Raw genomic sequence first — 12,902 nt, forward strand, 5'->3', positions numbered from 1 at the left:
CGGTTTGACGATCAGGCCGCGTCGCCTCCGGCCTCGCCGGCAAGCTGCAGATCTTCACGGGCGAACGCATAGCCGTCGAAGAGGAGGCGGGCCGTGCGCAGGAGGCCGGCGCGGTCCACGATGGGCTGTTCGGGCGTTCCGCCGACCTCGATCGTCACGCTGAACTCGCCGGTAGGGTGCTCCACCGAGAGCAGCTTCCGGCGTCCTGGCGGGATCTGCGCCACGCGGGCGGCGGGAGAGCCGGGGAGCACGCAGGCTGTGGCGACCGTCACGGCGGCAAAAACCCCGATGGCGGAGTGGCATTCATGGGGGATGAAGCTGCGGGTGCAGATGTGCCCGCCCGCGATAGGATTCGAGACCAGCGCGATCTTGGGGATCACCTTGGACGAGACGTCCCCGAGGCCCATGAGCCGGCCGGCCTCAAGGCGAATCTCTTCCAGACGGGCCTTCAATTCCGCATCCTTGTCGAGCATCTCGCGCGGTTCGTATCCCGTCCTTCCCACGGATGCCGCCTCGATCACGACGACCGGCATGCCGTTATCGATCAGCGTCGCGTCGACGCCCGCCACGCGGTCCACGGCGTTGCCTGTCGGCAGCAGCGAACGGCAGACCGAACCGGCAGAGTCGAGAAACTCGACGGCGATGGGCGCGGCGGTGCCGGGAACGCCGTCGATGCGAGCGTCACCGCCATAAACCACACGGCCGTCCTCGTCGGTTTGCACCGTCAGTTCGGCAACAGTTCCGGTATTGAGCGTGCGCACGCGAACCCGCGTGACAGGGCCTGTCGCCGATACGAGGCCGCGTTCGATCGAGAAGGGGGCGACGCCCGCGAGGATGTTGCCGCAATTGGGCGTGACATCCACCTGCGCTTTGTCCAGGGACACCTGCCCAAAGAGAAAATCGATGTCGCAATCCGCCCGCTTCGACCGGGACACGATGGCGATCTTGCTGGTGAGCGGATGCGCCCCGCCAATGCCGTCGATCTGCCGCGGATCGGGCGACCCCATGATCGACAGCAGCAGCGCGTCGCGCCGGGCCGGATCGTCCGGAAGATCCTCGGCGAGGAAGTATGCTCCCTTGGAGGTTCCGCCCCGCAGGATCATGCATGGAATGCGCGGTTGAATGGTCGCTCTCCCACCGACGGGTAAACAGGTTGCCATCAACCTGCATCAGTCAAAGAGGTGCAACAAATGGTTTGTTTTTGGTTTTCCGTGAAAGAGATTCATGAACGACCGAGCGGATCGGTGTCTCTCACGCAAACATTCCGACGATGATTCGTCGCAATTCGTCGGCGAGGGGCGAGAGGGGAACGCCGCGCTTCGACACGATGCCCAACTGCCGCGTGACGATCGGATTGCGGAGGGACACGAGCTTGATCCCGCGCTCATCGGGCGTGTCGATGGAAAGTCGCGGAATCACCGTGAGCGCGACGCCGGCTCGAACCAGCGCGATGGCGGTCTGGATGTGCTGGACCTCGAAGCGCCAGCACAGGGATTCCCGTCGACTCCCCAGCGCGTCGTCAATGATGATCCTGTTGCCGGCCCGGGAGCTGATCCTGATCAACGGTTCGTCGGCCAGGTCCGCCCAGCTCAGGACGGGTTGGGCGGCGAGCGGATGGTCCTCGGGGCAGACCAGCACGAAGGGATCCTTGATCAGCATCTCGATGTCGAAATCCCATCGATGGGCCGCCACCATGGTGATGCCGAATTCGACCGTGCCGGCCTGGACGAGATCGGCGATCTCGGTAGCGGAATTGTCGTAGATCCGGACGAACACGTCGGGATGCTGTTCCTGGAATCGACGAAGCGTGCGCGGCAGTCGCCCCGACGCAACCGTCGGGAGGCAGCCGATCGCCAGCATCTCCTGCCGACTCCGCCCCTCGCTGCGCAACTCGTCCAGAGAGCCGGAGAGGCTCTCGATGGTTTCCTTGACCTTGGGCAGAATTTTGAGGCCTGCCTGCGTCAGCGACACCTCCCGGGTCGTGCGGGACAGCAGCTTGACGCCGAGATCCTCCTCCAGCTTGCGAATGCGATGGCTGAGAGCCGTCTGGGACAAGTTGAGATGCGCGGCGGCATGCTGAAAACTGCCGCGTTCCGCAATGGCCACGAACGCATGAAGGCCAAGAAAATCAATGCGCATTCGGGGCTCCGAAAGAGGTCCTGCCGTTCAGGGGCATGGGCTCGCGTTGGTCGATCGATGAGGTATTTTCATCAATCGGCGGAAAGAAACCACTTATTTCAATCGATAGGAATGGCCCTCCGCGAAGTCCCAGCGACGGGCGCGCAAGCCTCCTATCCGTGCCGGCGAGCAATTGCGTTCGGCTGAGGTTTCCCGTTGCCAAGCAACGTGCCCTTAGATGAATAAAGTTAAGCAATGGCGGCAAAATAATAATTTGCTTCAGCTTCAATTTGCTGGCGTCCTTAGCCGAACCGCTCGTGAATTGAACGGAGCGGAGCACGGAGGAGACCATGGAATGAGCGAAAGCATGCCCACGCGCCCTGTTCGTTCGGATATCACGCGCCGAAATATCCTTCTGGGCGCCGCCGCGGCGACTGTCGCTGCCGGACATCCGGGACGGGCGAGCGCGCAGGCCTATCCAAGCCAGAACATCACGCTTGTGGTGCCTTTCACGCCGGGCGGATCAACCGACATCCTGGCGCGCCTCCTCGGGCAAAGGCTCGAAACCGCTCTGAAATTTCCGGTGATCGTCGAGTCGAGGCCGGGCGCAGGCGGGTCCATCGGCGTGGGGTCGGTCGCCCGCGCACCCGCGGACGGCCACACTCTGGTGATGGGACATATCGGAACGCTCGCGGTCAATCCGGCCCTCTATCCCAAGTTACCATACGATCCGCTGACGAGCTTCGCGCCGGTGAGCGGCATCGCGAACGTGCACAACATGCTCGTCGTGAACCCCGATGTTCCGGCACAGACGCTGCAGGAATTGATCGACTACGCCAGGAAAAACCCCGGGCAGCTGAACTACGCATCGGGCGGAATCGGCAGTGCGGCGCATATTGCCATGGTGGCGCTCGCCGATCGCGCGGGCATCACGATGACGCATGTCCCCTATCGAGGAACCGCCCCCGCCGTGACGGACCTTCTCGGAGGGCGGGTGCAACTCACCTTCACGGGAGCGCCCAACCTGATCCAGCACGTCGAAGCCGGCAAGATGCGCGCGCTTGCGGTTTCGGGGCTGTCGCGCCTGAAGGCTGCTCCCGCCGTTCCGACCGTCGCCGAATCCGGGTTCCCTGGATTCGAGGCATCGCAATGGTATGGCATCTTGGTGCCGGCGGGCACTCCGGAACCCGTGGTCTCACGCCTGAACACCGAGATCCGGGCCGCGATGGCGGCTCCCGAGATCGCCGAACGCCTGTCTCTGGAAGGCGCCGAGGCCTGGACCGATACGCCGGCCGAGTTTCGTGATCATATCGCGCAGGAAATGGTGCGCTGGGGAGAACTCGTGAAGCGGGCCGGGATTAAGCCCGAATAAGGCGATGCGGGACGCGCGAGGTTCGCAATATCACTTGCAACTCAGCGGCGCGCGAAGTCTCACTAAGCTGACGGGCATCGCGGCGCGTCATGTTCCGCCCGTTTGGCGCCTGCTGCACGGACAGTTGGGCGAAAACGCCAGAGCACGCGACACTGCCGACGCCAGCAGCGAACAACAGGCGCATCGAAGCCTGAAACAAGGGCAATGACGCCAAAGAGGGAAGGAAGAAATATGCTACGTCGGACTTTTCTAGGGACTGCGGGCGCAGCCCTCACCATTCTGGCTCTCGGCGGGGCGGCATCGGCCCAGGAAGCCTTCAAGATCGGCCTCATCCTGCCGATGACCGGGCCCTTCGCATCCACGGGCCGGCAGATCGAGGCGGCGGCCAAGCTCTACATGCAGCAGAAGGGCGATACGGTCGCGGGTAAGAAGATCCAGCTCGTGGTCAAGGACGACACCGGCATCGCCGACGTGACCAAACGCCTGGCGCAGGAGCTCATCGTCAACGACAAGGTCGGTGCGATTGCGGGCTTCGGGTTGACGCCGCTCGCGCTCGCCACCGCGCCGCTTGCCACGCAGGCCAAGGTGCCGGCGGTCGTCATGGCGGCCGCCACCGCCACGATCACGGAGGCCTCGCCCTATATCGTCCGCACCAGCTTCACGCTGCCGCAAGCGACGGTGCCGATGGCGGATTGGGCGGCGCAGAACGGCATCAAGAAGGTCGTGACCCTGGTGTCCGATTACGGCCCGGGCATCGACGCAGAGAAAGCATTCGCAGGGGCCTTCACGGCGAAGGGCGGGCAGGTCGAGAGCCTGCGCGTGCCGCTGCAGAACCCCGACTTCTCGCCGTTCCTGCAGAAGGTTGCCGATGCGAAGCCCGATGCGCTCTTCGTCTTCGTACCCTCGGGAGTCGGAGCGCAATTCATGAAGCAGTTCGTCGAGCGCGGCCTCGACAAGAGCGGCATCAAGCTCATCGGACCCGGCGACGTGACCGATGACGATATCCTCAACGGCATGGGCGACGTGGCGCTCGGCGCCATCACCACCCAGCATTATTCCGCCGCTCACGACAGCCCGGAGAACAAGGCATTCGTGGAGGCGTTCAAAAAGGCCAACCCCGGCATGCGGCCGAACTTCATGGCAGTAGGCGGCTATGACGGCATGCACCTGATCTACGAGGCTCTGAAGAAAACCAACGGTGCGGGTGGCGAAGCCCTGATCGATGCCATGAAGGGCATGAGCTGGACGAGCCCTCGCGGCCCGGTCTCGATCGATCCGCAGACGCGGGACATCATCCAGAACATCTACGTGCGCAAGGTCGAGCGGAAGGACGGGGAACTCTACAATGTGGAGTTTGCCACGATCCCGAACGTCAAGGACCCGGTGAAGGCCGCCAAGTCGAACTGACGCCCGTCGCGTATTCGGGAAGCGCTGTCCCAAAGCCGCGCTTCCCATGCTTTTTTCGGAGAGAGAGTTGCTGACGATCCTCTTTGACGGCATCGCCTACGGCATGCTGCTGTTCGTTCTGGCCTGCGGACTTGCCGTGACGCTCGGACTGATGAACTTCGTGAACCTGGCGCATGGCGCATTCGCGATGGCCGGCGGCTATGTGATGGCCGTTATGATGAACCGCTACGGCGTGCCCTTTCTCGCGACGCTTCCGTTCGCCTTCATCGTACCCGCCCTCATCGGCCTCGTTCTCGAACGGACCCTCTACCGGCGGCTCTATGCGCGCAATCACCTCGATCAGGTGTTGTTCTCCATCGGCATCGTCTTCATGGCTGTCGCCGCCGTCGATTACAGCATGGGCTCCCAGCAGCAATTGATCCAGCTGCCGACCTGGCTGCAGGGTCGCGTCGACGTCTACGGCGTGCAGGTCGGCCTCTATCGCAGTTTCATCATCGCCGTATGCGGCGTGCTCGTGGTCGCGCTGCAACTTGTCCTGACCAGGACGCGCTTCGGCAGCCGGTTGAGGGCGGCGGTGGACGACCCCCGTGTCGCCCGGGGGCTGGGGATCAATGTGAGCCTGATCTTCGCCGCCACCTTCGCCGTCGGCTCCGGACTTGCAGGCTTGGGCGGAGCGCTCGGAGCCGAGATCCTGGGGCTCGATCCGACCTTCCCGCTGAAGTTCATGATCTACTTTCTCATCGTCGTCACGGTCGGCGGAACGACGAGCATCACCGGCCCGTTTCTGGCCTCGCTGCTTCTCGGCATCGCCGACGTGGCGGGAAAGTATTACGTGGCAAGTCTGGGCGCCTTCGTCATCTACACGCTCATGATCGTCGTCCTCGTTCTTAGACCGCAGGGACTCTTCGCCCGTGCCCGCTGATTCGACCGGAAAGAACGAGATGCCGACGGACATTGCCGATCAGGTGAGGACGACCTTGAGCCGGAAAAGCCGGTGGGGGATCGGCGAGATCGGGTTCTGGCTGGCTGCGGCCGCCACGGTCTACCTTCTGCCGGAACGCCATCTCATCCTGAACGAGATCGCGATCATCGGCCTCTTCGCGCTCTCCCTCGATCTCATCCTCGGCTATGCGGGAATCGTGTCGCTGGGCCACGCCGCGTTTTTCGGGTTGGGCGCCTACACGGCGGGCCTGCTTGCCAAGCATGGAATGGGCGATCCTCTCCTGGGCCTGGGCGCGGCCATGTCGAGCGCCGCGATCCTCGGCTTCGTCACCAGCTTCCTCGTGCTGCGAGGCGCCGACCTGACGAAGTTGATGGTCACGCTCGGCGTCGCGCTCCTGCTGGGCGAGGTCGCCAACCAGGCGTCCTGGCTGACGGGCGGCGCCGACGGCCTTCAGGGCATTGCCATGGGGCCGGTTCTCGGGTTGTTCGATTTCGATATCTTCGGGACGACGGCCTATGCGTACAGCCTTTCGGTGACTTTTCTTCTGTTCGTGATCGCACGGCGGATCGTGGTGTCGCCATTCGGTCTCTCGCTCCGTGCGGTCCGGGACAACCCCCTCAGGGCCCGCGCCATCGGCATCCCGGTCGACCGCCGCCTCGTGTCGATTTACACATTGGCGGCCGCCTATGCGGGAGCGGCGGGGGCGCTTCTGGCGCAGACCACCCAGTTCGTTTCACTCGACGTCCTCGCCTTTCATCGCTCCGCCGACGTTCTGCTCGTCCTCGTCATCGGTGGTGTCGGCTATCTCTACGGCGGGCTTATCGGTGCCGTCCTCTTCAAAGTCCTTCAGGACGTGCTCTCGAGCTGGACGCCGCAATACTGGCAGTTCTGGATCGGCTTGATCCTGGTGGTGCTCGTACTGGCGGGACGGGAGAGACTGACGGAGAGGGTCAAAGGGTGGTGGTCCCGTTCGAAAAAACGTCTCATGGATAAGGCCCGACTCTTGCCATCCACGACCCCGCGGGAGCCTTGATATGATGATGGCTCTCGAAACGAAAGCACTGGTCAGGCGCTTCGGCGGGCTGACGGCCACCGACAACGTGACCTTCGGGCTGGAGCAAGGCGCACGCCATGCGCTGATCGGGCCGAACGGCGCCGGCAAGACCACCTTCATCAATCTCCTGACCGGCGTCCTCGCGCCGACCTCCGGACAGATCCTGCTGAATGGATCGGACATCACGCGCATGCGGCCTGAATTGCGGGTTCGGCGCGGTCTTGCGCGAACCTTCCAGATCAACCAGCTCTTCCCCGCCATGACTCCGCTCGAGACCATCGGTCTTGCCGTGTCCGAACGCATGGGCGGCGGTGGAGATTGGTGGCGGGTGACCGGCACCAAGCGCGGCATCGTCGATGAAATCGTCGAAATCGCCGATCAGTTTCGTCTGACGGATGTGCTGGATGAGCGCACATCGGACCTCCCCTATGGCAAGCAGCGGCTGGTGGAGATTGCCGTCGCGTTCGCGTGCCGGCCGAATGTGCTGCTCCTCGATGAGCCTGCGGCCGGGGTGCCGGAGGCCGAGCGCCACGATTTGCTCTCCACCGTCGCGGCCCTGCCGCGCGATGTCTCGGTGCTCCTGATCGAGCATGACATGGATCTGGTTTTCAGCTTCGCGGACCGCATCTCCGTTCTGGTGAACGGCGCGGTCTTTGCGGAGGGCACCGTCGAGGAAGTATCCTCCGACCCACGGGTCCGCGCCGTCTATCTCGGAGAAAGCGTCGATGAGTGACCTCCTCGACATGCAGCACGTCTCCGCCGGCTATGGCGATGCCGTCGTCATCTCCCGGATCGACCTGCGTCTGCAGCCGGGCGAATCCCTGGCCGTGCTCGGGCGGAACGGGACCRGCAAGACGACGCTTCTCAACACCATTATCGGCGTGACCCGCCACCGTGGTGGGACGATCTCGCTTGCTGGCCGCGACCTCACCTTTCTGCGTCCGGACACGCGTGCGCTCCTCGGCATCGGCTGGGTGCCGCAGGAGCGAAACATCTTCAAATCCCTGACGGTCGAGGAGAACCTGACCGCCGTGGCCCGGCCGGGTGCCTGGAGCATCGCGCGTGCCTACGAGATGTTTCCGCGCCTTCGGGAGCGCCGCTCCAACATGGGCAATCAACTCTCGGGCGGCGAACAGCAAATGCTGGCGATTGCCCGCGCGCTCGTGCTGAATCCCAAACTGATGCTTCTGGACGAGCCCACCGAGGGCCTTGCGCCGATCATCATCGAGGAATTGCTGGCGGTGCTGAAACGCATCATCCGCGACGAGGGCATGTCCGCCATCGTGGTCGAGCAACATGCGCAGAAAATCCTGAGCGTGACCGACCGGGCCATCATCCTCGACCGGGGCGCGATCGTGCACGCGAGTTCGAGCCGCTCCCTGATCCAGGATCCAGCGCCCCTCGAACAGCATCTTGGCGTGGCCGGAAAGAAGAAAGCCGTCCATGCTGTCTTGACCCACGCCACCCCAATCGGAGGATCCACTGATGCAGCGCACTAGGCCGCCTTTCYGGGCCGACATGGTCGGAAGCCTTCTTCGGACGCGCCCCCTGAAGGAAGCGCGGGACAAGCATCATCGCGGTGAGATGTCCGACGATGCCTTGAAGGCCGTCGAGGACCAGGAGATTCGCGCCCTCATCAAGCGCCAGGAGGAAACCGGCCTGCAGGCGGTAACGGATGGCGAGTTTCGGCGGGCCTATTGGCACTTCGACTTCCTGGAACATCTCGACGGCGTGACCTCGGTCGAGGCCGATTCCGGCATGAACTTCAAGGGTGGCGTCGGCATCACCAAGGCGCTTCGCATCACCGACAAGGTCGGCTTCTCAAACCATCCGATGGTCGAGCATTTCCGCTTCGTGAAGGACAACACGAGCCGGACGGCAAAGATGACAATCCCCGGGCCCAGCATGCTCCATTACCGCGGGGGTCGGAAGATGATGAACATGGGCGTATATCCAGAGATGGACCAGTTCTACGCCGATGTCGGCGCAGCCTACAACAAGGCGGTTCATGCCTTCTACGATGCGGGCTGCCGGTACCTTCAGCTCGATGACATCTCCTTCGCGTATCTGTGCGATCCCGATCAGCGCGAGATGCTGCGTCAACGCGGAGACGATCCGGAGAAACAACCCGACATCTATGCGGGCATGGTGCGGGCGGCATTGAAGGACAAGCCCGAGGACCTTGCGATCACCATGCATCTCTGTCGGGGCAATTTCCGATCGACCTTCATTGCGTCGGGCGGATACGAGCCGGTGGCCGACACGCTGTTCAACGCCATGCCGGTCGACGGCTATTTCATGGAATGGGACAGCGACCGGGCAGGGGGCTTCGAGCCGCTGCGATTCCTGCCGAAGGGCAAGACCGTCGTTCTTGGCCTCGTGACGTCCAAGACGGGTATTCTCGAAAGCAAGGACGACATCAAGCGCCGCATCGACGAGGCGACGAAATATGCCGATCTCGATCAGTTCTGCCTGTCTCCCCAATGCGGTTTCGCTTCGACCGAGGAGGGCAATACCCTCGCAGAGGACGAGCAATGGGCCAAGCTGCGCATGATCGTCGAGGTCGCCAAAGAGGTCTGGGGCTAAGGGACCTCTTCATGCAATGCCGTCCACTGAGTGTCGGCTGACGTTGGTCGGTTTTGCGAGAAGGAGCCGCGGCCATCACCGTTCGGGCCGCGGCTCCCTCGACAGCGTTCAGACCGACTCTTTGAGCTCTTTTGCCGCGCGGAACGCGACCTTCTTCGAGGCCTTTACTTTGACGGGCTCGCCGGTCTGTGGGTTGCGGGCCATGCGGGCCGGACGCTTGCGCACCTGAAGGATGCCAAGACCGCTGAGACGCACCTTGTCTCCCTTCCGCAGGCTCTTGGTGATCGTTTCAACCACATGGCCGATCAACTCGTTCGCCTGACGTTTGGTCAATTCATGCGCCTCGGAGATGGTCTCCGCGATGTGGCGCAACGTCAGAATGCCGCTCGATTTTGCAGCGGCACTCGTCGTTTTCTTGGCGGCTTTCTTGACCGGTGCCTTTTTGGCGAGCGCCTTCTTGGCGGCAGGCACCTTCTTGGCCACGGCTTTCTTGGTCACGGTCTTTTTGGCAGCAGCTTTTGCGGCGGAAGCCTTGGGTGCTGCGGCCTTGCGGGCAGGCGCTTTCTTGGCGGCTGCCTTCGCGGGAGTTTTGGCCATATGAATATCCTTTCGGGAAAGAATCGGCCGGAAATAATTGTCAGATTATTTCTTTTCATCCAAGCCTAAAGCGGGAGAATTGTTGGGAGAACGTGATCGTGCGAGTGGCTGGGTCTCGAATAAGACTTCGAGATAGAGCGTTTGGGTGTCCCAAGAAGAGCCCGAAATGGGGCCCCCGCGACTCTAAACCGGCCGATCGGCCCTCATGGCCTCCATGCGGATTTCCTCGGTGAGTTGCGCCTTCAGGCTCGAGAATTCCGCGCTGGTCTTCATGGTGTAGTGGCGCGGATGGGGAAGATCGACCGGAAGGGCGGCCTTGATGCGGCCGGGACGTGCCGACATGACGAGGACGCGGGAGGCCAGGAATATGGCCTCCTCGATGTCGTGCGTGACGAACAAAACCGTCTTGCGCTCGCGCTCCCAAATTCCGAGCAGCAATTCCTGCATCAATCCCCGGGTCTGGTTGTCGAGGGCGCCGAACGGCTCGTCGAGAAGCAGGATCGCAGGGTCGTTCGCAAGCGCGCGCGCGATGGCGGTGCGCTGCTGCATCCCGCCCGAGAGCTGTTTGGGGTAGTGGTGCTCGAAGCCGGATAATCCGACTTTTTCGATATAGGACGCGACGATGACGCGACGTTCCGACTTCGGCATCCCCTTTTCGCGCAGGCCGTAAGCGATGTTCTCCGCGATCGTCAGCCAAGGGAAGAGCGTGTAGGATTGAAAGACCATGCCGCGGTCGGCGCCCGAACCTTTGATTTCGCGGCCGCCGAGAAGGACACGCCCCGTGCTGGGCTGATCGAGGCCGGCAACAATGCGAAGGAGCGTGGATTTTCCGCAGCCGGACGGACCCAGGATGGTGATGAAATCGTTCTGGGCGACCTCAAGATTGGTCGGCTCCAGCGCCTGGATGGGCGCACCGCCCTGCATTGCCGGGAAAGTTCGGGACACGTTCTCGATGCTGAGGATGATTTCGGTCATGCGAGCCGCCAGCGGAACAGCGTCCGGTTCAGCGCCTTGAACAGGAAATCCGAGATGAGACCGATGATGCCGATCACGATGATGCCGAAGATCATCTGGCCTGTCGCCATGAGCGCCTGGCTGTCGATGATCATGTGGCCGATCCCCGATGAAGAGCCGATCAGCTCCGCCACGATCACATAGGTCCAGGCCCAGCCGAGCACCAATCTGAGGATTTCCGCGATGTCGGGCGCATTGGCGGGGATGAGCACGCGCTTCACCACACTCTGGCTGGTCGAGCCGAGTGTATACGCCGCCTCGACGAGATCGCGCCGCGTGTTCCCGACTGCCACCGACACCATGAGGATGATCTGGAAGAACGAGCCGATGAAGATGACGAGAAGCTTCTGCATCTCGCCGATGCCCGCCCACAGGATGAGAAGCGGCACAAAGGCCGAAGCCGGAAGGTAGCGGGCAAAGGACACGAACGGCTCGAGAAGCGCCTCGAAGGGCTTATAGGCGCCCATCAGAATGCCGATGGGAACCGCGATGAGAGCAGCCATCACGAAGCCGCCGACCACGCGCCAGATGGTAACACCGATATCGGCGAGAAAGTCGAAACGCGTGAGCAGAAGCCAGCCGTCCTGCAACATGGTCAGCGGATCGGCGAGAAACGTCCGTGACACAAAACCGCCCAACGTCGCAACCGACCACGCGGCGACGAACAGGACGAAGAACGCGATGCCCAGCACCATACGCGTGCGGGGATCGACCGGTTCGAGAGGACGCGGCATGAATGATCTGTCCTGTCAGCCGAGCGTGGACTGAACGATGCCTATAAAAGTGATTGAAAAAGCCACGGCCGCAGCAAGGGTGCGGCCATGGAGAGCGGATGGCGCTACTGGATGAAGCCCGTATCGGCCAGTGCGTCCATGTCGGGCTTTTGCTTGATGACGCCGATTTCCATCAGGAGATCGGCCGCCTCGGCCGAGAACGTCTTGAACTCGCCCTCGAAGAATTTCCTGTTCGCGGCGCGGTCCTGCCAGCGAAGATATTGAGCCGATTTGCCGAACGCCTCCCCGGTCTGCTTCACGTCGGCGCCCATGATCTCGTAGGCCTTGGCCTGATCCTTGCCGATCATCTCCACAGCCTCGAAGTAACTGTCGGCCAGGGCTTTGGCGGCCTTCGGATTGTCGCTGAGGAATTTGGGCGTGCAGCCGAACGTGTCCATGACCATGGGGTAGTCGAGCGTGGTGGCGATGATCTTGCCCGCTTGTGGTGCAGCGCGGACCGAAGAGAGATACGGCTCATAGGTCATGGCCGCGTCATTCTGGCCGGCGATGAAGGCTTGCGCCGCCGGGCCCGGCTCCATGTTCACCACAGTGACATCCTTCATGGAGAGGCCGTTCTTCTTCAGCATCCACGCCAGGGCGAAATAGGGAGAGGTTCCGGGCGCGGAGGCCGCCACGGTCTTGCCTTTGATGTCCTTGATGGACGCGACGTCGGTTCTCACCACCATGCCGTCTGCGCCATAGCTCTTGTCGAGTTGGAAGATCTGCTTGGTCGGGACCCCATTGGCGTTCCACACGACCCAGGTCTCGACCGTCGTGGCGGCGCATTGGATGTCGCCCGACTGAATCGCCAGGTGGCGGCTCGCCTGCGGTACTTTCTTGATCGTGACGTCGAGCCCGTTCTTCTTGAAAATGCCGGCTTCCTTCGCGAGCGTAAGCGGCGCGAAGCCCGTCCATCCCGAAATGCCGATCACCACCTTGGCGTCCTGCGCCGAAGCCGAACCGGCCGCCAGCGCCAACACGGCCAAACCACCCAACACCGCCTTCATTGCAGCCTCCGCTGTTTGAGAATGAATTATT

General features: G+C 62.6%; 13 protein-coding genes. 7 read left to right on the forward strand and 6 right to left on the reverse strand.

What is annotated here, in order from left to right; all coding sequences use genetic code 11:
* Positions 1-11: 11 nt before the first annotated feature.
* Both AC1DVM_RS05680 and AC1DVM_RS05685 read right to left on the reverse strand, forming a co-directional pair.
* Positions 12-1,103, reverse strand: coding sequence for a 4-oxalomesaconate tautomerase (locus AC1DVM_RS05680; RefSeq protein WP_477252758.1), 1,092 nt, complete (start codon positions 1,101-1,103; stop codon positions 12-14).
* A gap of 148 nt (positions 1,104-1,251) precedes the next feature.
* Positions 1,252-2,139, reverse strand: coding sequence for a LysR family transcriptional regulator (locus AC1DVM_RS05685; RefSeq protein WP_477252760.1), 888 nt, complete (start codon positions 2,137-2,139; stop codon positions 1,252-1,254).
* Positions 2,140-2,473: 334 nt separating this feature from the next.
* Here AC1DVM_RS05685 and AC1DVM_RS05690 point away from each other — a divergent pair, with 334 nt between their 5' ends.
* The 7 genes from AC1DVM_RS05690 (at position 2,474) to AC1DVM_RS05720 (ending at position 9,480) form a co-directional block, all read left to right on the forward strand.
* Positions 2,474-3,490, forward strand: a complete 1,017-nt coding sequence (locus tag AC1DVM_RS05690) for a Bug family tripartite tricarboxylate transporter substrate binding protein (protein ID WP_477252761.1) — start codon at positions 2,474-2,476, stop codon at positions 3,488-3,490.
* A gap of 231 nt (positions 3,491-3,721) precedes the next feature.
* Positions 3,722-4,897: an ABC transporter substrate-binding protein gene (locus AC1DVM_RS05695; RefSeq protein ID WP_477252763.1), complete on the forward strand. Its 1,176-nt coding sequence runs from the start codon at positions 3,722-3,724 to the stop codon at positions 4,895-4,897.
* Positions 4,898-4,964: 67 nt separating this feature from the next.
* The gene (locus tag AC1DVM_RS05700) at positions 4,965-5,819 is read left to right on the forward strand and encodes a branched-chain amino acid ABC transporter permease (protein ID WP_477252765.1); all 855 of its coding nucleotides are present in this window, start codon (positions 4,965-4,967) and stop codon (positions 5,817-5,819) included.
* A gap of 19 nt (positions 5,820-5,838) precedes the next feature.
* A complete protein-coding gene (locus AC1DVM_RS05705; RefSeq protein WP_477252767.1) occupies positions 5,839-6,873 on the forward strand; it encodes a branched-chain amino acid ABC transporter permease in 1,035 nt (344 codons plus the stop codon).
* Position 6,874: 1 nt separating this feature from the next.
* Entirely contained in the window at positions 6,875-7,627 is a 753-nt protein-coding gene (locus AC1DVM_RS05710; RefSeq protein WP_477252768.1) for an ABC transporter ATP-binding protein, read from the forward strand.
* Positions 7,620-8,393, forward strand: a complete 774-nt coding sequence (locus tag AC1DVM_RS05715) for an ABC transporter ATP-binding protein (protein ID WP_477252770.1) — start codon at positions 7,620-7,622, stop codon at positions 8,391-8,393. The genes AC1DVM_RS05710 and AC1DVM_RS05715 overlap by 8 nt, the downstream gene beginning before the upstream one ends.
* Positions 8,380-9,480, forward strand: a complete 1,101-nt coding sequence (locus AC1DVM_RS05720) for a 5-methyltetrahydropteroyltriglutamate--homocysteine S-methyltransferase (RefSeq protein WP_477252771.1) — start codon at positions 8,380-8,382, stop codon at positions 9,478-9,480. Before AC1DVM_RS05715 ends, AC1DVM_RS05720 begins: the two co-directional genes overlap by 14 nt.
* Before the next feature lie 108 nt (positions 9,481-9,588).
* Here the strand turns inward: AC1DVM_RS05720 and AC1DVM_RS05725 are convergent, their stop codons facing one another.
* From AC1DVM_RS05725 to AC1DVM_RS05740, 4 genes are all read right to left on the reverse strand, one after another.
* Complete coding sequence (locus AC1DVM_RS05725) at positions 9,589-10,077, reverse strand: HU family DNA-binding protein (RefSeq protein ID WP_477252772.1); 489 nt, start codon at positions 10,075-10,077, stop codon at positions 9,589-9,591.
* Between the two features lie 183 nt (positions 10,078-10,260).
* Entirely contained in the window at positions 10,261-11,052 is a 792-nt protein-coding gene (locus tag AC1DVM_RS05730; protein WP_477252774.1) for an ABC transporter ATP-binding protein, read from the reverse strand.
* Complete coding sequence (locus AC1DVM_RS05735) at positions 11,049-11,825, reverse strand: ABC transporter permease (RefSeq protein WP_477252776.1); 777 nt, start codon at positions 11,823-11,825, stop codon at positions 11,049-11,051. The genes AC1DVM_RS05730 and AC1DVM_RS05735 overlap by 4 nt, the downstream gene beginning before the upstream one ends.
* Positions 11,826-11,929: 104 nt before the next feature.
* On the reverse strand, positions 11,930-12,871 hold the full coding sequence (locus AC1DVM_RS05740) for an ABC transporter substrate-binding protein (protein ID WP_477252778.1): 942 nt from the start codon (positions 12,869-12,871) through the stop codon (positions 11,930-11,932).
* Positions 12,872-12,902 lie beyond the last annotated feature (31 nt).

The sequence above is a fragment of the Microvirga sp. P4_A5 genome (assembly GCF_056402495.1).

Excerpts from the sequence above, each read along its gene's own strand:
- AC1DVM_RS05680 (WP_477252758.1), bottom strand. The coding sequence starts at position 1,103 with ATGATCCTGCGGGGCGGAACCTCCAAGGGAGCATACTTCCTCGCCGAG.
- AC1DVM_RS05685 (WP_477252760.1), bottom strand. The coding sequence starts at position 2,139 with ATGCGCATTGATTTTCTTGGCCTTCATGCGTTCGTGGCCATTGCGGAA.
- AC1DVM_RS05690 (WP_477252761.1), top strand. The coding sequence starts at position 2,474 with ATGAGCGAAAGCATGCCCACGCGCCCTGTTCGTTCGGATATCACGCGC.
- AC1DVM_RS05695 (WP_477252763.1), top strand. The coding sequence starts at position 3,722 with ATGCTACGTCGGACTTTTCTAGGGACTGCGGGCGCAGCCCTCACCATT.
- AC1DVM_RS05705 (WP_477252767.1), top strand. The coding sequence starts at position 5,839 with ATGCCGACGGACATTGCCGATCAGGTGAGGACGACCTTGAGCCGGAAA.
- AC1DVM_RS05710 (WP_477252768.1), top strand. The coding sequence starts at position 6,875 with ATGATGATGGCTCTCGAAACGAAAGCACTGGTCAGGCGCTTCGGCGGG.
- AC1DVM_RS05725 (WP_477252772.1), bottom strand. The coding sequence starts at position 10,077 with ATGGCCAAAACTCCCGCGAAGGCAGCCGCCAAGAAAGCGCCTGCCCGC.
- AC1DVM_RS05730 (WP_477252774.1), bottom strand. The coding sequence starts at position 11,052 with ATGACCGAAATCATCCTCAGCATCGAGAACGTGTCCCGAACTTTCCCG.
- AC1DVM_RS05735 (WP_477252776.1), bottom strand. The coding sequence starts at position 11,825 with ATGCCGCGTCCTCTCGAACCGGTCGATCCCCGCACGCGTATGGTGCTG.
- AC1DVM_RS05740 (WP_477252778.1), bottom strand. The coding sequence starts at position 12,871 with ATGAAGGCGGTGTTGGGTGGTTTGGCCGTGTTGGCGCTGGCGGCCGGT.